The sequence below is a fragment of the Paraburkholderia madseniana genome, assembly GCF_009690905.1.
Taxonomy (GTDB): domain Bacteria; phylum Pseudomonadota; class Gammaproteobacteria; order Burkholderiales; family Burkholderiaceae; genus Paraburkholderia; species Paraburkholderia madseniana.
Window position 1 is genome coordinate 21,434 of record NZ_VOSW01000068.1, and the last position, 21,005, is coordinate 42,438.

Below are 21,005 nucleotides of genomic sequence, written 5' to 3' on the forward strand. Positions count from 1 at the left end.
GTCTCCCACTTTCCATGCCAGCCCTTAAAGTCTCTTCCGACCAACGCGCCGAGTTGCGCTCCCAGGCACATGCGCTCAAACCGGTCGTGCTCGTCGGCGCCGAAGGCTTGACCGACGCTGTGCTGTCGGAAATCAAGGTCCACCTTGGCGCGCATCAACTGATCAAGATCCGCGTGTTCGGCGACGAACGCGAAGAACGCATCGCCGTCTACGAACAGATCTGCGACACGCTGAACGCCGCGCCGATCCAGCATATCGGCAAGCTGCTGGTGATCTGGAAGCCGGAAGCGGCAGTACAACCGGCTGTCAAGACCAAGCGCGGCGCCCTGCCGAGCGCCCGCGAAGCGGCTGTCGAAGCCAAACCGGGTAAAGGCCGCGCACCGCGCGTGGTCACGGTGGTGAAGCCCAGCGAAATCCCGATGCGCAAGCCGAAGGCAAAAGCGGTCGTGGTGCGCGGCAATGAACGCGTCACGCAAGGCGGCAATATCAAACGCGCCAAGAAGCGCCAGACCAGCGCGAAGCGCGCGCATCAGTCGTCGAAGTAAGCGAATGATGAGGGTGCGGGCGGTGTCCGCACCTTGGGGTGAACTGCTCAGGCGGCCTGGCTGATGCCTATTTGATGCCCATTTGGGTAGCGCTGCAGGCAAACCCGCTCAAGCAAGGTAGAACCATACCACTCAACTGGTTACTTTCCCCGCAGCGCCGCGAGCGCCCTGCTCCGCGGTCACAATGCCGACGCTCGCCGGCAGCTTCCACACCAGCACCACACCCAGCAGACTTTCGATCAGGTAAAACAGACTCGATACGCCGTGCAGGATGCCAAAGCGCGTTGCATAAGCCGAATGCCCGACATCACTGCCCGCTTCCAGCGCGGCAATGCGCATTGCATTCATGAACGGCTGCAGCGCAAAGTAACCCACCAGCACGCACACCAGCATGCCGACGATCAACCAGCGCAAACGACGATAAGCGTCGCTGCCCCGGCGCACCAGTACGTTCGCGAGACCCAGCAGCAAAATGCCGCACACCGCGCCCAGCACGCCCTCGATACGAAACAGTTGCGCCGCCACGGCGCCCGCCGTCATGCGATCGAGCGACGTGAACAACACCGGCGCGACGGCATAGCCGATAGTCAGCAGACTACCGACCCACACCACCGTCAGCAGACGGAACAGTCGATGCGGCATCAAGGACACCGGGGCCGCCTTCAAACGTAGCTAACCGCGATGATTTCGTACTCGCGCACGCCGCCCGGCGCCTGCACCGATGCAACGTCGCCTTCCGACTTGCCGATCAACGCGCGCGCGATCGGCGAGCTGATCGAGATCAGACCGTGGTCAATGTCCGCTTCATCGTCGCCGACGATCTGGTACTTGACCTTCGCACCCGAATCGAGGTCTTCGAGTTCGAGCGTCGCGCCGAACACCACGCGCCCGTCCGCCTCGACCGCCGCCGGGTCGATCACCTGCGCCCCGGCCAGCTTCGATTCGATTTCGGCAATACGGCCTTCGATGAAGCCCTGCTTTTCCTTCGCCGCGTCGTATTCCGCGTTTTCCGACAGATCGCCCTGGGCACGCGCTTCCGCGATCGAATTGATCACGGAGGGACGCTCAACCGATTTCAGGCGCTGCAATTCATCGCGCAACATTTCCGCGCCGCGCTTAGTCAATGGAACAGTGCTCATAAACAACTCTATGCAAAAAACAGCCGTAAAAAAAATCACCGCGGTTAAGTGCATTCCGCGGGGGCCGGAGCACCGGGGGAAACCCGGGCCCAAAGCACCTGCGGAACGCCGCTTAACCGCGGCACTTACATCTTGGACAGGTATTCGAAGCCTTAGTTTAGGCGAGCGTGAAGACCTTGTAAATCATAGACTTCCAGGTCCTTCAAATAGCGCAAACCTTCAACCGCGGCCCGTGCACCGGACATCGTCGTGTAGTACGTGACCTTGTTCGCCTGCGCGCTCATGCGGATCGAACGCGAGTCGGCGATCGCGGCACGGGTTTCGTCGACGGTCGTGAAGACCAGCGCGATTTCACCGTTCTTGATCATGTCGACGATGTGCGGCCGGCCGTCCTTCACCTTGTTGACGACCTTGACCGGCACGCCGGCCGCTTCGATCGCGGCAGCCGTGCCCTTGGTCGCGACGATCGGGTAGCCGAGTTCGTGCAGCATGTGCGCCACTTCGACAGCCTTCGGCTTGTCGGCGTCCATCACGGTCAGGAGCACCGTGCCCGACTCCGGCAGACGCGAACCTGCCGCGAGCTGCGACTTGAACAGCGCTTCGCCGAACGTTTGACCCACGCCCATCACTTCACCGGTCGAACGCATTTCCGGTCCGAGCACCGGATCGACTGCCGGGAACTTGACGAACGGGAACACGGCTTCCTTCACGCTGAAGTACGGCGGATCGATTTCCTTCGTCACGCCCTGTTGCGCAAGCGTCTGGCCGACCATCGCACGCGCGGCGATCTTGGCGAGCGGCAGACTGGTCGCCTTCGAGACGTACGGCACCGTACGCGATGCTCGCGGGTTCACTTCGAGCACGTAGATCACGTCTTCTTTCGAACCATTCGCCTGCGGCACCTGCTGGATCGCGAATTGCACGTTCATCAGGCCGATCACGTTCAGCGCCTTGGCCATTGCGCCGGTCTGGCGCTTCAGCTCGGCAATGGTTTCCTTCGACAGCGAGTACGGCGGCAGCGAGCAAGCCGAGTCGCCCGAGTGGACGCCCGCCTGTTCGATGTGCTCCATCACGCCGCCGATGAACACGGCTTCGCCATCGGAGATGCAATCCACGTCGCATTCGATCGCGTCATTCAGGAAGCGGTCGAGCAGCACCGGCGAATCGTTCGACACCTTCACGGCCTCGCGCATGTAGCGTTCGAGATCGCGCGGCTCGTGGACGATTTCCATGGCGCGGCCACCCAGCACGTACGACGGACGCACCACCAGCGGATAACCGATTTCTTCAGCGAGCTTGAGCGCTTCGTCTTCAGCACGCGCGGTACGGTTCGGCGGTTGACGCAGGCCGAGGTCCTGCAGCAGCTTCTGGAAACGCTCGCGGTCTTCGGCGGCGTCGATCATGTCCGGCGACGTGCCGATGATCGGCACACCGTTCGCTTCGAGATCGAGTGCGAGCTTCAGCGGCGTTTGACCGCCGTATTGCACGATCACGCCGACCGGCTTTTCTTTGTCGACGATTTCGAGCACGTCTTCGAGCGTCAGCGATTCGAAGTACAGACGATCGGACGTGTCGTAGTCGGTCGAAACGGTTTCAGGGTTGCAGTTGACCATGATCGTTTCGTAGCCGTCTTCGCGCATGGCGAGCGCGGCGTGCACGCAGCAGTAGTCGAACTCGATACCCTGGCCGATCCGGTTGGGGCCACCACCCAGCACCATGATCTTCTTGTTGTTCGTCGGGTTCGCTTCGCACTCTTCCTCGTAGGTCGAGTACATGTAGGCGGTTTTCGTGGCGAACTCGGCTGCGCAGGTGTCGACGCGTTTGTAGACCGGGCGCACGTTCAACTCGATACGGCGCTGGCGCACTTCCGCCGGCTTCGCGCCGAGCAGCTTCGCCAAGCGGCGATCCGAGAAGCCGCTTTGCTTCAGATACTTGAGTTCTTCCTTCGAGAGGCTTGCCAGCGTACGGCCGGCCAGCGCCTTTTCCTTCAGAATGATCTGTTCGATCTGCGCGAGGAACCACGGGTCGATCGAGGTCTCTTCGAAGATTTCTTCTGCCGTCATGCCGACACGGAACGCGTCGCCGACATACCAGATGCGATCCGGACCGGCTTCGCCGATCTCGCGGATGATCTCGTCGCGATTGACGGTCTTTTCGTCCAGGCCGTCCACGCCCACTTCGAGACCGCGCAGCGCCTTCTGGAACGACTCCTGGAAGGTGCGGCCAATCGCCATCACTTCGCCGACCGACTTCATCTGGGTAGTCAGGCGCGCATCGGCTTCGCGGAATTTCTCGAACGCGAAACGTGGGATCTTGGTGACGACGTAGTCAATCGTCGGTTCGAACGATGCCGGGGTTTGGCCGCCGGTGATTTCGTTCTTCAACTCGTCCAGCGTGTAGCCGACTGCCAGCTTCGCCGCGACCTTCGCGATCGGGAAGCCGGTCGCCTTCGAGGCCAGTGCCGACGAACGCGACACGCGTGGGTTCATTTCGATCACGATCATCCGGCCATCTTTCGGATTGATCGAGAACTGCACGTTCGAACCACCCGTATCCACACCGATCTCGCGCAGCACGGCGAGCGATGCGTTACGCAGGATCTGATATTCCTTGTCCGTGAGCGTTTGCGCCGGCGCGACGGTGATCGAGTCGCCGGTGTGGATGCCCATCGGATCCAGGTTTTCGATCGAGCAAACGATGATGCAGTTGTCCTTCTTGTCGCGGACCACTTCCATCTCGTACTCTTTCCAGCCGAGCAGCGATTCTTCGATCAGCAGTTCACGCGTAGGCGACAGGTCGAGACCGCGCTTGCAGATCTCTTCGAATTCGTCGCGGTTGTACGCGATACCGCCGCCCGAACCGCCCAACGTGAACGACGGACGGATCACGACCGGATAACCGCCGCTACCCGTTTGCGTTGCGATGTCGGCCTGAACCTGCAGTGCTTCTTCCATCGAATGCGCGGTGCCCGACTTGGCCGAACCGAGGCCGATCTTGGTCATCGCGTCTTTGAACTTCTGACGGTCTTCCGCCTTGTCGATCGCTTCCGGCGAGGCGCCGATCAGCTCGACCTTGTACTTGTCCAGCACGCCGTGCGCATGGAGATCCAGTGCGCAGTTCAGCGCGGTCTGGCCGCCCATCGTCGGCAGGATCGCGTCCGGGCGCTCCTTGGCGATGATGCGCTCCACCACTTCCCACGTGATCGGCTCGATGTAGGTGACGTCGGCCGTGTTCGGGTCGGTCATGATCGTCGCCGGATTGCTGTTGACGAGAATGACCTTGTAGCCTTCCTCACGCAGCGCCTTGCATGCCTGCGCGCCCGAGTAATCGAACTCGCACGCCTGGCCGATGATGATCGGACCCGCGCCGATGATGAGGATGCTTTTAATGTCTGTCCGCTTGGGCATAACGCTCTCGCTAATGTATTCCTGAATTCTTTCCGTCGGCGCGCTGCGTTGATACGTTGCGCGCGCTCTGTTGTGTGCGGCTCGCTGCGCTTGTGCGCCGAGGCGCTGTTCGCGCGGCGAGCCGTGCGCCACCTGGGCGCCTCGCACTCTGCTGCTTATGCCGCTGTTGCCTTGCCGGCCTTCTTCGTGTCCATCAACGCCGTGAAGCGATCGAACAGATAGGCGATGTCGTGCGGACCGGGCGACGCTTCCGGGTGGCCCTGGAAGCAGAACGCAGGCTTGTCGGTCAGCGCGAAGCCTTGCAGCGTGCCGTCGAACAGCGAGATGTGCGTGACCTTGGCATTGGCCGGCAGCGTGTCGGCGTCGACCGCGAAACCGTGGTTCTGCGACGTGATGACCACACGGCCGTCTTCGAGATCCTTTACCGGATGGTTCGCGCCGTGGTGGCCGGTCTTCATCTTCAGGGTCTTGGCGCCGAGCGCGAGGCCCATGATCTGGTGGCCGAGGCAGATGCCGAAGGTCGGGATGCCGCGTTCGATCAGCTCTTTAGTCGCAGCGATTGCGTAGTCGCACGGTTCCGGATCGCCGGGGCCGTTCGACAGGAACACGCCGTCCGGATTGAGCGCGAGCGCATCAGCCGCGGAAGCTTGCGCCGGCAGCACGGTAACGTGGCAGCCGCGCTCAGCCAGCATGCGCAGAATGTTGTACTTCACGCCGTAGTCAAACGCGACCACGCGGTACTTCGGTGCGTTCTGCGTGCCGTAGCCGGTGCCCAGACGCCATTCGGTCTGGGTCCATTCGTAGCTTTCCTTCGTCGACACGACCTTCGCGAGGTCCATGCCCGACAAACCCGGGAACGAGCGCGCGAGTTCGATTGCCTTCGCTTCGTCATCCGAACCGGCCAGAATGGCGCCGTTCTGCGCACCCTTGTCGCGCAACACGCGGGTCAGCATACGGGTGTCGAGACCGGCGATGGCGACCACGCCTTCGTCCTTCAGGTATTGCGGGAGCGTGCGCTCCATGCGGAAGTTCGACGCGAGAACCGGCAGATCGCGGATGATCAGGCCGGCGGCATGGACTTTCGTGGCTTCGACGTCTTCGGCATTCACGCCGACATTACCGATGTGCGGATACGTGAGGGTCACGATCTGGCGCGCGTAGCTCGGGTCGGTCAGGATTTCCTGATAACCGGTGATAGCGGTGTTGAACACGACTTCGCCGATCGTATGCCCGGGGGCGCCGATCGAGTAACCACGAAAGACCGTGCCGTCGGCGAGTGCGAGCAAAGCGGGAGAAAATGACGGCAACACGGGAGACTCCTTGGGGAACACCCTGTTGCCGACCTGTTTATCCGACTGCGAGCCGCAGCGAAACGCATCGGCAAGGATGCGCGCGCAGACTCGCTCGCGTACTGCTGGTGACGTCGCAAGGGGCGCGATGGGTCCATTGTGTGGACGGCTCGGCTGGGGTGCGGGGCGTCAAAAGCGCGCGGCGGATGAACGGTATGGGAGAGGTAGGCGCTAGGGTGCGGGTTGATAAGCTCAAACCTTGAAATTATAGCGTGAAACTACCCTTCCCTCCAAATCCGAGATGGGGAGCCGGCGTAGCGGAGCGCCCTCCCAAACGGGTCGAAGTCTTGCTGCACATGGCTCAGAAGCCGGTCGACAAAATTTGTGCGGGCCAGAATCGGGATAGAGCCGGCGAATATGACCCGACCCGGCGAACCATCCACAACGGCCTTAAACCGGCCGTTCAGCGCGCGCGTGCACCGGCTGAAGCCCTGTGCGGCCGGGCAATACGTACCAGATCGCGCTCAACAATTGCAGCGCCATCAGAATGCCCCAGGCGGTGAGATGCGCGGCGGCCGGATAATGTCCGCCACTGGCCGGCCAGTGCGACAGCACCGCGCCGACGCCAATCTGGAAGCCGAAAATCAGCAGAAAGATGATCAGTGTCAGGGTGGTGTTCACCCGGCCGATCATCTGCGCCGGGAAGTGCCGCGCCATCACCGCGTAGCTGAGAATCCCGGTACCGCCGAAGATCCCATACGCCGCCCACAGCAGGCTCGCGGGCAGCGGCGCATTGAACATGATCAGCAACTGGGTGACGACGAACAGCGCCATGCCGGTGCCGCAAAACACGTACAGCGAGACACCGCGCCGCTCGAGGCTGCGCGCGGCCGCGCCGAAGCCCACGCAGCCGGCCATCATCGCGAAGCCGAGAACCGATACGAGCGCGGCAGCTTCACGCGGCTCGAAGCCCTGCACGTCGCGCAACCAGGCGCCGACCCACAGCGATTGCATCGCGTAGAACACGCCTTGCGTGACGACCGAAAACGACGCGATCTTCCAGAATGCCGCGCTCTTCAAAATGCGCAAAGTGCCCTTGAACTGGGCGCCGAGACTTGCCTGGTGATGGGTTTCCTTTGCGTCTGGCGCGAGGGTCCACTGCGCGACTGCCACGAGAACCGTCAGCAAACCCAAGCCAACGCAGACCGCGCGCCAACTGGCGAAGCCCAGCACCCACGTGAGCGGAGAGCCAACCATCACGCCGCCGAAACCGCCAATCGCCATCACCAGCCCGTTCATCAACGGCAACCGTGCCGACGCGAAATGCTGCGCCAACGCCTTGAAGGCGGCGCCGAGACACACGGACACGCCGACGCCGATCAGCAGACGCCCGACCATCATCGCGCCAACGCCGTGCGCCGCTCCGAACACCCAGATTCCCAGCGCGGCAAATAGCAGGGTGACCGCCGTCACCCGACGCGCGCCGAAGTGGTCGAGCAACACGCCCGCCGGAATCTGCGCGCCCGCGAAACCGAGGAAATACAGACTGGTGAGCAAACCGAGATCCGTGGCCGACAAGCCGAGATCGTGTGTGATGAAGGGCGCAAAGCCCAGATTGACGCCGCGAAACACGTACGAAACAAAGTAACCGGCGGAAAACAGCAGAAAGACGCGCAACTGGGTGGACGACATGAGCTTTGAAATGAGCGGCCGACAAGGCCTGAGCACGAACGATAAATGAAATGAGCGAAATTCGCCTGAATTGATCTGCAGAATGAAAAACGCCGTCACCCTAAGGTGACGGCGTCGGAATAACACGGTGCGTGATCGGAGCGCAATTCATGCGCTGCCCCCGCAACGCATGTGGTCACTACCGTGGAGCCGCTTTTTGGTCTACTTACCCTTCTTCGCGTTGGCCACGGTCTTCTGGCGGCTATCTGCCGCGGCCTTCGACGCCTTGCTGGACGTGGAAGCCGACACCTTCGTCATCTTGCCCTTGCTGGCGCCGGACGTTGTCGGCTTGCTCGCTTTATCCACCGGTTCAGACACCTTCACCACGGCGGAGCGGCCACGACCCTTTTTCTTATCGTAGCGCGAATCGTTCTTCGTGTCTGTGACACGGGTGCCGATCTTCTCGACGCCGCCGCCCTGCACGTCAGTCGCGATGCGTTCCGGACCCGGTTCGCTCGGCATCGCCTTGCCAACCGGCACGTGCAGCACGATCACCTGACCACGCGAAGCCTGATCGCGATGCGTGCGATTCCACGCCTTCAACTGACCGATCGAGACGCCGTAACGCACTGCGATCGCGGCCATCGATTGATTGCGGCGCACCCGGATCAGCATCTTGCGGGTGTCGGGGACATCGGGCTCCATGGCCAGCACGGCGCTTTCGGCGACGTCGGCGCTGATGTCTTCGTCATCGTCCGAACCACGCGGCACCACGATCGTGGAACCCGGTTTCAAACGCATGCCGGCCGGAATCTTGTTCACTTCCATCAGCGTGTCGGCATCGACACCGATCTTTTGCGCGATCGCCGCCGGCGCCGAGCGCTCCGTGACCGTATACGTGGTCCAGGACGACAGCGAGCCGGAATAGGCCTTCAGATTACGTTCGAAGGCGCTGGCGTTATCGAACGGCAGCAGGATTTGCGGCTGCGTGGCGCCGAGAATCACCGGCTTCCTGAACGACGGGTTCAGCGAGCGGAATTCGTCCGGCGACAGATTCGCGAGTTTTGCCGCCATGTCCACGTCGATGTCGTGCGAGGTCGTGACCGTCACGAAATACGGGTGATTTGGAATCGACGGCAGCGTGAGCCCGTACATCTGGGGGTTCATCACGATGTTCTTCACCGCCTGCAACTTGGGCACGTAGTTGCGCGTCTCGTTCGGCATGCGCAGGCTGAGGTAGTCGGTGGGCAGCCCCGCCGCTTCGTTGCGCGCGATCGCGCGCTGCACGTTGCCCTCACCCCAGTTGTACGCGGCGAGCGCCAGTTGCCAGTCGCCGAACATGTCATGCAGACGGGACAGGTAGTCGAGCGCGGCGCTGGTCGAAGCCAGCACGTCGCGGCGCTCGTCCTGCCACATGTTCTGCTTGAGGTTGTAGGTGCGGCCCGTGCCCGGCATGAACTGCCACATGCCGGCGGCCTTCGCCACCGACAACGCCTGCGGGCTGTATGCGGATTCGATGAACGGCAGCAACGCAAGCTCGGTCGGCATATTGCGCGCTTCGAGCTCTTCGACGATGTGGTACAGGTATTTCTGCGAGCGCTCGGTCATGCGCTGCACGTAATCCGGGCGCTGCGCATACCAGTTGACCTGCATGTCGACGAGGTCGGTTTGCAGATCCGGCATTTGAAAACCACGGCGAATACGGCCCCACAAATCGGCGTCCGCGCTCGTCAGTTGACTGACCGAGCCTTGATCGACGTTGATCGTCTCTTTGGCGGTGGCTGTCTTGCGAAGGGCGTCGGCTACGGCTTGCTGGCTGGCGGGGTTTGTTGCGGTGGTAGGGCTATTCGTCGCCGGTCCCTGACTCGCGCAAGCGGCGAGTGTCAGGACCAACAACGCACTAAAGATAAATCGCATGAACGTCTCGGCTTCCACAAGGGCTGGAATTTGCAGCCGATAGTACGAAACGGCAACGTTTACGTCAATCGGAAAATTACGAAAAAAATCAAGGAAATCTTAGGCTTGGCGAATTTTTGCGATTCTTCGCGTGAGGAACACCCCGATGCTCAACGGGTCAACGGAAGCGGTTTTTCCATTCGCGCATCAGCGTAAATGCGGTCAAACGATCGGACACTTTTTCGTGCAACTGCTCTTGCAAGGTAGCGCGAATCGCCGGACTGTCGGCGCGTAAAAACGGATTCACGGCGCGTTCGTGGGCGATGGTGGTGGGCAGCGTCGGCACATGGCGCGCGCGCAATTCGCTCGCCGTGTCGCGCCAGGCTTGCAATTCGGCGTTGCCCGGCTCGCAGGCGAGCGCGAAGCGGATGTTCGACAAGGTGTACTCGTGGGCGCAGTGAACCTCGGTCGCGCCGGGCAGCGCGGCCAGCGCATCCAGCGACGCCAGCATCTGCGTGGGCGTGCCTTCGAACAAGCGGCCGCAGCCGCACGCGAACAGCGTGTCGCCACAAAACACGTGCGGCGTGCCGCGCGGGTCGGCCGCCTGAAAATAGGCAATGTGACCGCTTGTGTGACCGGGCACGTCGAGTACGCTGAATTCGAGTGCGGGGGCCGCGATCGTCACGTGATCGCCGTTATTGAGACGATGCGTGAGATGCTGGATCGCCTCACCAGCGGGGCCGTACACGGGAACGGCCTGGCCGTTCAGCAGATCGGCCACCCCACCGACATGGTCTTGGTGATGGTGCGTGAGTAAAATAGCGCTCAGCCGCCAACCCCGTTTCGCCAGATATGCGCGCACGGGGGCGGCCTCACCCGGATCGACGACCACCGCATGATGCCCGTCGGAAACGACCCAGATGTAATTGTCTTCAAACGCCGGGACCGGTACGTACTCGAGCGCATTCATAGGTGACGCATTCTCTGATATGACTGATCGAGCAATTATAGACTGGCCCGCCTGGACCGATTCACCGCCCGGCCGCTACGTACTCGAGTGGGAACAGACCCAGCTCGATCGCGTGGTGTCCGACGTGTTCGGTTACCATGCGCTGCAACTCGGCCTGCCGCAGCTCGACGCCCTGCGCGAGAACCGCATGCCGTGCCGCGGGCTCGTGCTCGACGCAGCGAGCGGCGCGAGTGCGCCCTACACTTTTCCGCGCGGCCTCGGGCGCGCCGGGAATGGCTCGGGCAAGGGCATGGGTAACAGCGCCGCGCAAGGTCTGCCCGCGGGTTTGCCTGCGCCCGCTGGACGCAGCGCTGTCTGGTGCGATCTGCTCGACTTGCCGTTCGAAGCACAAAGCGTCGACCTGATTGTGATGCCGCATACGCTGGAATTCACGAGCGACCCGCACCGGCTGCTGCGCGAAGCGGAGCGCGTGCTGATGCCCGAAGGCCAGTTGATCATTCTCGGCTTCAATTCGCTGTCGCTGTGGGGCGCGCGCCAATCGGTCGGCAAGATGACGGGCCGGCCGTTCGTGCCCGCCGCAGTCGACCTGATCGCCTTCACGCGCCTGAAAGACTGGATCAAATTGCTGGGTTTCGACCTTGAACGCGGGCGCTTTGGCTGCTATCGTCCGCCGCTCGGCAGCGAACAATGGCTGTCCCGCTATGGCTTCATGGAAGCCGCCGGCGACCGCTGGTGGCCGATTTTCGGCGCCACCTACATGATCAAGGCGATCAAGCGCGTGCGCGGCATGCGCCTCGTCGGCCCGCTGAAAGTCAAGAAACCTGTCCTCGCCGCGGGCCTCGCGCCCGCCGCCACTCCGAACACACGCAACCACACACAATGACTTCCGACATCATCGATATTTATACCGACGGCGCCTGCAAGGGCAACCCCGGCCCCGGCGGCTGGGGCGCGCTGCTGCGCTTCGGCGATCAGGAAAAAGAACTGTTCGGCGGTGAGCCCAACACCACCAACAATCGCATGGAACTGATGGGCGTGATCGGCGCTCTCGAGGCGCTCAAGCGCCCCTGCAAGGCCGTCGTGCACACTGACTCGCAGTACGTGCAGAAAGGCATCAGCGAATGGATTCACGGCTGGAAGAAAAAAGGCTGGATCACCGCCGCGAAGCAACCGGTGAAGAACGCCGATCTCTGGAAGCGGCTCGATGCGCTCGTCGCGCAGCACGAAATTGAATGGCGCTGGGTGCGCGGTCACAACGGCCACCCGGAAAACGAACGCGCGGATCAACTGGCCAATCGCGGCGTCGCGTCACTCGCAGAAATGTGATGCGTGCCGTGATGTCCGCGGCGACGCCCACGCGCGCGCCCTTCTTTTTTGCTGATTTTTTTAGAGCAGGCTAATCCGACATGCGTCAACTCATCCTCGATACCGAAACCACCGGCCTGAATGCACGAACCGGCGACCGGATCCTTGAACTCGGTTGCGTCGAAATGGTGAACCGCCGGCTCACGGGCAACAACCTGCATTTCTACATCAACCCGGAACGCGAAAGCGATCCGGGCGCTTTGGCCGTTCACGGGCTGACCACCGAGTTCCTGAGCGACAAGCCAAAGTTCGCCGAGATTGCCGATCAGATTCGCGACTTCATTCAGGACGCGGAACTGATCATTCACAACGCGCCGTTCGACATCGGCTTTCTGGATGCCGAATTTGCGTTGCTAGGTTTGCCGCCGGTGAAAACCTACTGCGGCGAGATCATCGATACGCTCGCGCGCGCCAAGCAGATGTTCCCGGGCAAGCGCAATTCGCTCGACGCGCTGTGCGACCGCTTCGGCATCAGCAACGCACACCGCACCTTGCACGGCGCACTGCTCGACTCGGAACTGCTTGCCGAGGTTTACCTGGCAATGACGCGCGGCCAGGAGAGCCTCGTTATCGACATGCTCGGCGATTCGCACGGCGGCGGCGATGCGAACGCACCGCGCATCGCGATCGATTCGCTGAATCTGGTCGTGATCGCCGCGAGCGACGACGAAGTCGCCGAACATCAGGCCGTGCTCGACGGTCTCGACAAAGCGGTCAAAGGCACGAGCGTGTGGCGTCTCGAACCGGCTCCGGCTGCGGCTGCGGCCGCGGCCGCGGATGAGCAAACCACTTAAAAAGTACTAGACGAGTCGAAAAATCCCTGACATAATTCGGCTCTCTTCGGGTGGTTAGCTCAGCGGTAGAGCACTGCCTTCACACGGCAGGGGTCACAGGTTCAATCCCTGTACCACCCACCAGATTCGCTGGTTCCCGAAGAACCGCAAGAGAAAGCCCTTAGACGAAAGTCGAGGGCTTTTTTGTTTTTGCTTCCGCTTGATTCTGTTTGTTTCCAGGCATGCGCGCGCCGGATTGATCACGTGTGTGTGCGTCGATACGCATCTGCATCTGCGCCGACTCTGCTTCGAAGTCAACACCGAACTTTCGTACGATTGCGGCCGCGAAATACTGCTGATATAGTCAGTTTTCGGGCACTCGCCCCGTCCATTCCTTCACTTCATTCGACTACAGGGAGGCGTCACATGTTCGCAGTGCATATCGCTCTCCTTGGGATGGCTTCACGACCATTCTCGCGACCTTAAGTTTGTCGCGTTGTCGCTCACGCGGTTCTGCCTGACCAGGCGTCCCGTGCAATTCCCAGACAGTCCGTAGTCTCATTGCCGGCATTGCTGTCAACACAGCGCGGCTCGCTTGACTGTCTCTTCCTTTCGCTCCTGACTGGAACCTCGGTGCGCTCGCGCGCCACCGGGTCGTGGCAAATGACTAGAAAAAAACTCGACTTTCGTGGACAAGCCTTCAAGGACGTCCTTGGCTTCACCTTCCGTCACTGGGCCAAACAGCCCTGGCGCATCTTCGTCATTGCGGCGCTGGTGCTGCTCTCGGCTTTGGCCGACGTACTCACGCCGATGTTCGCCGGGCGGCTCGTCGACGCGATCGCATCCGGCTCCGCCGGCGACGCCGTCGCGTGGCACGCGGCGATCACGGCCTTCTGCGTGCTGGGTGCGCTCGGGCTCGGCGCCACACTGCTTCGCCAGGGCGTGTTCTTCAACCTCATCAGGCTGACGCTCAAGATGATGAGCGAGATCGCCGGGAACGCTTTTCATCGCGTGCAACGCTTTTCGACGGACTGGCACGCCAACAGCTTCGCCGGATCCACCGTGCGCAAGATCACGCGCGGCATGTGGGCGCTCGATCTGCTCAACGACACGTTGCTGGTCGCGCTGCTGCCGTCGCTGGTCATGCTGGTCGGCGCAACGGTGCTGCTCGGCTGGCGCTGGCCGATGATGGGCGCGGTCGTCGGTATTGGTTCGGTGCTCTATATCGCGGCGACCGTGGCCCTGTCGCTCGGCTTCGTTGCGCCCGCCGCGCGCCTCGCTAACGCGTGGGACACGCGCATGGGCGGCGCCCTCGCCGACGCAGTCAGCTGCAATGGCGTGGTGAAAGCGTTCGGCGCCGAAGCGCGCGAAGAAGCCCTGCTCGAGCGTGTGATCGTCAAGTGGCGTCATCGCACGCGCCGCACGTGGATTCGCGGCACGATCAACGGCGGCGTGCAGGGCAGCATGCTGGTGGCGATCCAGGCCGCCATTCTCGGCGCCGCGTTGCTGTTGTGGGTGCGCGGCGAAGCGAGCGTCGGCGATATCACGTTCGCGCTGACGATGTTCTTCATGCTGCAAGGCTATCTGCGCGACGTAGGCATGCACATCCGCAACCTGCAGCGCTCCGTCAACGACATGGAAGAACTGGTGTCGCTGGAGAGCCAGCCGCTGGGCATCGAAGACCGCCCCGGCGCGGGCCCGATCTCGATCGGCAAAGGCGAAATTCGCTTCGAGCACGTTACCTTCCACTACGGTGCGAAAGCCACGCCGCTCTACGACAACTTCTCCGTGCGCATCGCGCCGGGAGAACGCGTCGGACTGGTCGGGCATTCGGGTTCGGGGAAGACGACTTTCATCAAGCTGATCCAGCGGCTCTACGACATTTCGGAAGGCCGGATCACGATCGACGGTCAGGATATCGCCCGTGTGCGGCAGGCGTCGTTGCGCAGCCAGATCGCCATCGTTCAGCAGGAGCCGGTGCTGTTTCACCGCTCGTTGGCGGAGAACATCGCCTATGCACGGCCCGGTGCGAGCCGTGCCGAGATCGAACGCGCCGCGAAGCTCGCGAGTGCGCACGGCTTTATCTCGGCGCTGCCTCAAGGTTACGACACGCTGGTGGGCGAACGCGGTATCAAGCTCTCGGGTGGCGAACGTCAGCGTGTAGCGATTGCGCGGGCGTTTCTCGCGGACGCGCCGATCCTGATTCTGGACGAAGCGACCTCGAGCCTCGACAGCGAAAGCGAAGTGCTGATCCAGCAGGCCATGGAACGGCTGATGATGGGCCGCACGACGCTGGTGGTGGCGCACCGTCTGTCCACCGTGCGAGCGCTGGACAGACTGCTGGTGCTGGACAAGGGCAAGGTCATCGAGGAAGGTAGTCACGAGGCGTTGATCAGACTCGAGAACGGCTTGTACAGGCGCTTGTTCGAACGTCAGGCGCTGGAGTTGATCAAGGGCCTGGGCGATTCGGAAGTCATGCACAAGACCGCGGGCGCGAAGGCGAATCGACGCGATGATTCAGACTTGCTGGTCGAAAAGTAAATTGCGAAGAAGCGTGCGGGACGTCCTGCAGAAGCCGCCGTAACAGGCGTTTTCTGCAGGCTTACGCACCTACACCACGCCCGCAGGCAGCCCGATGCCGCGCGCCATGCCGGTCGCCGCGAACACCATCAACACCAGCAGCACGGTCTGGATCACACTGAACCGCGCATAACTACGGGCCTTTCGCAAATCAGGCGGCGCGCCTTTTCTGATACTTGCGCGCCAGCGCATCAGGCCGAGCATCGTCGGGACTTCGAGAATGAGTATCAGCACGAGCAGCGTCATCTTCAAGTGAAAGAGCGGCTCATGCAGGTAGTAGTCGGCGCCCTTTTCGAAACCGCCGAAGGCGCGCATCAGACCGGTGACGATCAGCACCAAAGCCGAAAGACCCCACCGCGAGTCGGAGCGGAATACGGATCGCAGCGCAGCAGGCACGCTGGCTCGCCGCAATGACCAGGTGCGCCGAAGAATCGACGCGAGGGCAAAGCCATAAGCAAGTAGATGAAGGGCGGCAAGCAACCAGCGAACCAGCATAGCGACTCCTGAAAACGACGCAATACGATCGATGTATCTCTCACTCGCCCACCGAAACGCCGGGCGGCACTTTTTCTTACATGTCTTATTATCGACTACCGCACTTTACGATGTCTGCTTCGCCCGCGTGTTGTAGCTGACTGTCCGGAGCGACAGTTTCAGACTTGCCGCAACGATGTGTCGAGCGCTCGCGCGGCGACCCGATCGCCCTCGGTAGTCAGCGCGGCGCGGAACACGGTTTGCCGATTGTGTCCCGCCGCAGCCGGCGAATCCCACAGCAATTCGATTTTCGGACGTCGGCCGAAGCCGCTGCGCACCAGCGCAGGCGCGCCGACCGAACCGACCGGCGCTGCAGGTCGACCCGCTTCACCGGCAACACCGAACGCCACCGCCGGGGCAGGCGCCGGCGGCGCGCCCATGCCTGGCGCCGCCGCCCAGCGCACGGACAATTCGCGAGCGTCGTACTGCCCCACCTTGCGACGCTCGGCCCAGACGACCACCGTGCGCGTGGCCGGATCGAGCGAGACCGCATAGCGGCCGATTGCAAAGCGCCGCGCAGCGATATTGGTTCGCCACAGCGCGCGCGGCCGGCAAATCCACACGACCGCCGCGTACAACGCCGGTGCCGCCAACAGCCAGCCGTTGGTGGCCGCCACCGCCTGCGCGGCGCGCCGCCAACCGGCGCTCGCCGCAAATGCGCCGACCGACCAGACAGCAAACAGGAATCCGAGGAAAGCAAACAGACGCACCGCCTGCCGCAACCATTGCGGCAGCGGATGCAACGGGCGCTCGGCCACGGCGCGGGCGCCCGGCAGGAAGATCAGCAGGAACAGGAACACCAGGTTGATGCACGCCCACGGCGAGGACACCATCGCCGACAGCGACGCGCCCAGGTCCATCTGCGCCATCGAAAAGAGCCAGCGAGTGAGGAGCACGAGACCGATGGCGCGCAGCGCGAAAATCATTCCGGCGCCGGGCGCCGCGTTCGCACGCGTCTCTTTCGTTCTCGCCAAAGCATCCTCCTGTCGTCGACGGCGCCGCAGCCAGATTTGCGGCACGGCCATTATAGGGATATTACCGAGACAGGCTCATGCTTGCCGGTCCCAAAACCGTACTTTCTGCCGCATACGCGCAAAATCGCGGCGCGCATGCAACAACGCCCCGCAGGCGAGATGCACGCGGGGCGTTGCTGGGGCAGCCGGACCATCGATCACTGGGCGCCGAAAGCGCGCGCCCGGCCAGCCGGTCTGGCTGCTTTTACGTACCGTACTTAGCTGGCGCTCAACTGGCGTTCACTTCGCGCAGCACCGTGCGATGCTTCTGACGCAGCAGCTCTTCGTAGGTGGCAACGTAGTTCTTCGCCATGACCTTCGACGAGAAGCGCGCTTCGAATGCCTTGCGCACTCCGGTGCGCGGCAGCGTGTGCAGACGCTTCACTGCGGCGACCGCGCTGATTTCGTCTTCGACGACGAAACCCGACACGCCGTTTTCGATCACTTCCGGCACCGAACCACGGTTGAACGCGATCACCGGCGTACCGCAAGCCATTGCTTCGATCATCACCAGACCGAAGGGCTCCGGCCAGTCGATCGGGAACACCAGTGCGTGCGCGTTGCCGAGGAACTCACGCTTTTCGGTTTCGCCGATTTCGCCAATGTATTCGACGTGCGGGAGCGCCATCAGCGGCTTGATCACTTCTTCATAATAGGCACGATCGGCCTTGTCGATCTTGGCGGCGACCTTGAGCTTCATGCCTGCCTGGCCGGCGATGCGGATCGCACGGTCGAGACCCTTCTCCGGCGAGACGCGGCCAAGGAATGCGAGGTAGCCCGGCTCGACGTCCTTGATCGGCGTGAGCACGTTTTCCGGCAGCCCGTGATAAACGGTTTGCAGCCAGTTCGCCTGTTGCAGCGGGATGCGCTGGTTGTCCGAAATCGACACCACCGGCACGTCGCTGAACGTGTTGAAGATCGGCTGCAGTTCCGGCAGATCGAGACGGCCGTGCAGCGTGGTCAGGAACGGCACCGGCTGGCGGGCGAACAGCGAGAACGGGTAGTAGTCGATGTGGAAATGCAGCACGTCGAATTCGTCCGCGCGGCGGCGCACTTCTTCCAGCAGCAGCATGTGCGGCGCCATCACGTCGCGGATGGTCGGGTCGAGGCGCAGCGCCTGCGGCCAGAACGCTTCGAGCTTCGCCGAGGTTTGCGAATCGCCGCTTGCGAAAAGCGTGACGTCATGGCCCTGTTCAACCAGCGCTTCGGTCAGGTAGGACACCACGCGTTCCGTCCCGCCGTAAAGCTTGGGAGGAACCGCCTCGTGCAAGGGAGCGATTTGAGCGATTCGCATAATGAAGAACTCCTCGTAAAAAATCAGGCAAAAGTACTGCGTTTGGTAAAAGCGACTCGCTTGCTCGCCAGGGCAGTCTGGCCGGATATGCCGGCGCGGGCCTGATTCTTTCGAGAAATCCTGCGATGGATCGCTTGGGTAGTGAGCCCAGATCAGCAGTTCGCTGTCTGCGCATGTGCCGGTAAACGCACACATGGCACCTACGTTGACAAACTGTCAGATATTTCGGTGGGCTAGCAGAGCATGCATTATCAATGCCGGGGATCTCGCTGCACCACAACATTTCAAAGTCTTTACGTTGTTACAAAGGCGAAACACTTTACAAACCCTTGTTTTATAAGACAGTTCTACAGTAGCAACTGGCTTGCAACGCTGCTCCGAAGACGGTCGCTGTAAGCTCCTGTGTCAACTTTGCCGGCAGGCATTGAAGAAATGCCGCACCGCAGTTGAATGCAATTTGTAATTATATCCCGAAATATTCCGCAGCCTGCGTGAACCACCGCACCATCGGCGGGTCGAGCAACAGTAGGTCGCGGTCGTCTATCGCGAAATCAGTCGCGTCATTGCCCGGATACACAGGGCGCAATCGCTTTTGCATGTTTACAATGCGAAGCATCGGCTTCGCGGCGAAGGCTTTTGCTGTGGCCCATGCCTTGCATGCACAACCTGAAACACACCGACCTCACGATCAATTGGAACACTTAACCATCGCCCAGCGTAACGCCCAGAACGCAAAGCTTGCGAGCTATGCGCACAGGCCGCTTGCGTTTCTTTTCCGCTTTATTCGCCGCCATCCGCTCGCGCATGCGATCGTCCTGTGCAGCGTGTTCGCGGCCGTGGGCTGTGCGCTCGCTTCGCAATACGCGATCAAGCATCTGATCGATGTGCTCGGCGAAGGCCGGCATCACCCCGGTCCGTTGTGGGGCGCGTTCGCCATCCTGGTTGGCCTGATTGCCGCCGACAACCTGCTGTGGCGGGTCGGCGGCTGGGTGGCCGCGCATACCTTCGTGGCCGTAACTGGCGACCTGCGGCGCGATTTGTTCCAGTATTTAAGCGGCCACTCGCCGACTTACTACTCGGAGAAACAGCCGGGCATGCTGGCGAGCCGCATCACGGCAACCTCGAACGCGGTCTACACCGCCGAAAACACCACCGCCTGGAACGTGCTGCCGCCGTGTATCGCGGTGCTCGGCGCGATCGTCATGATCACCGCCGTGAATCCGCTGATGGCGGGCGGCCTGATGCTGTGTTCGGCCATTCTGTCGGTCGTGCTTTACAAACTTGCCGGGCGTGGCTCGGCGCGGCATCACCATTTCGCCACGAAAGCAGCGTCGGTGGACGGTGAGCTGGTCGACGTGATCAGCAACATGGGCCTCGTGCGCGCCTTCGGCATGACGTTTCGCGAGCAGCAGCGTTTCGGCGCGACCGTCAAAGCGGAAATGGAAGCGCGCCAGCAAAGCCTGCTGTATCTGGAAAAGCTGCGCCTGCTGCATGCAGTGATCACCGCGCTGCTGTCGGCAGGCTTGCTGGGCTGGGCGCTGTGGCTGTGGGATCAAGGCCGTGCGACCTCCGGCGACATCGTGCTGGTCAGCTCGCTCGGCTTCACGATTCTGCACGGCACGCGTGATCTGGCCGTGGCGCTGGTCGACGTCACGCAGCACGTCGCGCGACTCGCGGAAGCCGTGCGCACCCTGCTCGAGCCCCACGGCATGCCGGACCGCGACGGCGCCACCGAACTCGTGCCGCAAGGCGGCCGGGTCGATTTCGAAGGCGTGACGTTCGCCTACCCGCGCCGCCGGCCGATTCTCGATCACTTCGACCTGCATATCGAGCCGGGCCAGCGGGTCGGCCTGATCGGCAAGTCGGGCGCGGGCAAATCCACCGTGCTGGCGCTGCTGCAGCGTTTCTACGAGACGCAGGGCGGCGCCATCAAGATCGACGGTCAGGACATCGCTGCGATCACCCAGGACAGCCTGCGCCACACAATCGCGCTGGTGCCGCAGGATATTTCCCTGTTCCATCGCACGGTGTACGAAAACATCGCTTACGGCCGCCCTGAAGCGACCCGGGAAGAAGTGGTCGCCGCCGCGCGCGAAGCCCGCTGCAGCGATTTCATCGAAGCCATGCCGGAAGGGTTCGACACGATCGTCGGCGACCGCGGTGTCAAGCTCTCCGGCGGACAGCGCCAGCGCATCGCGATTGCGCGCGCAATCCTGAAGAACGCGCCGATCCTGCTGCTCGACGAAGCCACCTCGGCGCTCGACAGCGCCTCGGAAGAAGCGATCCAGAAAGCGCTCGACCGGCTGATGGTGGGCCGCACGGTGATCGCGATCGCGCACCGGTTGTCGACACTGAACAACTTCGACCGGATCATCGTGATGAGCCAAGGCAAGGTCATCGACGACGGCAGTCCGGAAGAGTTGCGCCAGCGGCCGGGCCTGTATCGCGATCTGCTTTCGAAGCAGTACGGCAAGGGCACCACGCTGCATGTCGGCGGCAAGAAGGTGGACGAACAGCACGTGGTCTAGT

General features: G+C 62.2%; 16 protein-coding genes and 1 tRNA gene. 7 read left to right on the forward strand and 10 right to left on the reverse strand.

Annotated elements, in window-relative coordinates:
* The first annotated feature begins 14 nt into the window (after window positions 1-14).
* A complete protein-coding gene (locus FSO04_RS30135; protein WP_154565267.1) occupies window positions 15-545 on the forward strand; it encodes a YhbY family RNA-binding protein in 531 nt (176 codons plus the stop codon).
* A 132-nt stretch (window positions 546-677) separates the two neighbouring features.
* On the opposite strand, the gene FSO04_RS30140 is transcribed toward FSO04_RS30135, so the two are convergent.
* The 7 genes from FSO04_RS30140 to gloB all read right to left on the reverse strand — a co-directional run bounded on the left by FSO04_RS30140 (window position 678) and on the right by gloB (window position 10,917).
* Window positions 678-1,187 (reverse strand): DUF4149 domain-containing protein, encoded by a 510-nt coding sequence (locus FSO04_RS30140; RefSeq protein WP_154565268.1) that lies wholly within the window; start codon window positions 1,185-1,187, stop codon window positions 678-680.
* A 20-nt stretch (window positions 1,188-1,207) separates the two neighbouring features.
* The gene (gene greA / locus FSO04_RS30145) at window positions 1,208-1,684 is read right to left on the reverse strand and encodes a transcription elongation factor GreA (RefSeq protein ID WP_054036257.1); all 477 of its coding nucleotides are present in this window, start codon (window positions 1,682-1,684) and stop codon (window positions 1,208-1,210) included.
* Between the two features lie 152 nt (window positions 1,685-1,836).
* Window positions 1,837-5,091 carry a carbamoyl-phosphate synthase large subunit gene (gene carB, locus FSO04_RS30150; protein ID WP_154565269.1) on the reverse strand — a complete coding sequence of 1,085 codons (3,255 nt, stop codon included), beginning with the start codon at window positions 5,089-5,091 and terminating at the stop codon, window positions 1,837-1,839.
* Window positions 5,092-5,246: 155 nt separating this feature from the next.
* The gene (gene carA / locus FSO04_RS30155) at window positions 5,247-6,401 is read right to left on the reverse strand and encodes a glutamine-hydrolyzing carbamoyl-phosphate synthase small subunit (protein WP_054036255.1); all 1,155 of its coding nucleotides are present in this window, start codon (window positions 6,399-6,401) and stop codon (window positions 5,247-5,249) included.
* Window positions 6,402-6,830: 429 nt separating this feature from the next.
* Window positions 6,831-8,072: an MFS transporter gene (locus tag FSO04_RS30160; RefSeq protein ID WP_154565270.1), complete on the reverse strand. Its 1,242-nt coding sequence runs from the start codon at window positions 8,070-8,072 to the stop codon at window positions 6,831-6,833.
* Between the two features lie 201 nt (window positions 8,073-8,273).
* Window positions 8,274-9,968: a transglycosylase SLT domain-containing protein gene (locus FSO04_RS30165; protein WP_154565271.1), complete on the reverse strand. Its 1,695-nt coding sequence runs from the start codon at window positions 9,966-9,968 to the stop codon at window positions 8,274-8,276.
* A gap of 157 nt (window positions 9,969-10,125) precedes the next feature.
* Window positions 10,126-10,917 (reverse strand): hydroxyacylglutathione hydrolase, encoded by a 792-nt coding sequence (gene gloB, locus FSO04_RS30170; RefSeq protein ID WP_154565272.1) that lies wholly within the window; start codon window positions 10,915-10,917, stop codon window positions 10,126-10,128.
* Between the two features lie 19 nt (window positions 10,918-10,936).
* Between gloB and FSO04_RS30175 the strand changes: the two genes are divergently transcribed.
* From FSO04_RS30175 to FSO04_RS30195, 5 genes are all read left to right on the forward strand, one after another.
* Window positions 10,937-11,800 (forward strand): class I SAM-dependent methyltransferase, encoded by an 864-nt coding sequence (locus FSO04_RS30175; protein ID WP_154565273.1) that lies wholly within the window; start codon window positions 10,937-10,939, stop codon window positions 11,798-11,800.
* Window positions 11,797-12,243 (forward strand): ribonuclease HI, encoded by a 447-nt coding sequence (rnhA, locus tag FSO04_RS30180; protein ID WP_154565274.1) that lies wholly within the window; start codon window positions 11,797-11,799, stop codon window positions 12,241-12,243. The genes FSO04_RS30175 and rnhA overlap by 4 nt, the downstream gene beginning before the upstream one ends.
* A gap of 80 nt (window positions 12,244-12,323) precedes the next feature.
* The gene (dnaQ, locus tag FSO04_RS30185; protein ID WP_154565275.1) at window positions 12,324-13,076 is read left to right on the forward strand and encodes a DNA polymerase III subunit epsilon; all 753 of its coding nucleotides are present in this window, start codon (window positions 12,324-12,326) and stop codon (window positions 13,074-13,076) included.
* 48 nt (window positions 13,077-13,124) lie between these two features.
* Window positions 13,125-13,199, forward strand: a tRNA-Val gene (locus tag FSO04_RS30190).
* A gap of 519 nt (window positions 13,200-13,718) precedes the next feature.
* The gene (locus FSO04_RS30195) at window positions 13,719-15,596 is read left to right on the forward strand and encodes an ABC transporter ATP-binding protein (protein ID WP_154565276.1); all 1,878 of its coding nucleotides are present in this window, start codon (window positions 13,719-13,721) and stop codon (window positions 15,594-15,596) included.
* 69 nt (window positions 15,597-15,665) lie between these two features.
* Here FSO04_RS30195 and FSO04_RS30200 read toward each other — a convergent pair whose 3' ends face one another.
* From FSO04_RS30200 to FSO04_RS30210, 3 genes are all read right to left on the reverse strand, one after another.
* Complete coding sequence (locus FSO04_RS30200; protein WP_154565277.1) at window positions 15,666-16,130, reverse strand: DUF2214 family protein; 465 nt, start codon at window positions 16,128-16,130, stop codon at window positions 15,666-15,668.
* A gap of 158 nt (window positions 16,131-16,288) precedes the next feature.
* Complete coding sequence (locus tag FSO04_RS30205; RefSeq protein WP_154565278.1) at window positions 16,289-17,143, reverse strand: hypothetical protein; 855 nt, start codon at window positions 17,141-17,143, stop codon at window positions 16,289-16,291.
* A gap of 268 nt (window positions 17,144-17,411) precedes the next feature.
* Window positions 17,412-18,476, reverse strand: coding sequence for a glycosyltransferase family 4 protein (locus FSO04_RS30210; protein ID WP_154565279.1), 1,065 nt, complete (start codon window positions 18,474-18,476; stop codon window positions 17,412-17,414).
* Window positions 18,477-19,168: 692 nt separating this feature from the next.
* Between FSO04_RS30210 and FSO04_RS30215 the strand changes: the two genes are divergently transcribed.
* Window positions 19,169-21,004 carry an ABC transporter ATP-binding protein gene (locus FSO04_RS30215; RefSeq protein ID WP_154565280.1) on the forward strand — a complete coding sequence of 612 codons (1,836 nt, stop codon included), beginning with the start codon at window positions 19,169-19,171 and terminating at the stop codon, window positions 21,002-21,004.
* Window position 21,005: the final 1 nt, after the last annotated feature.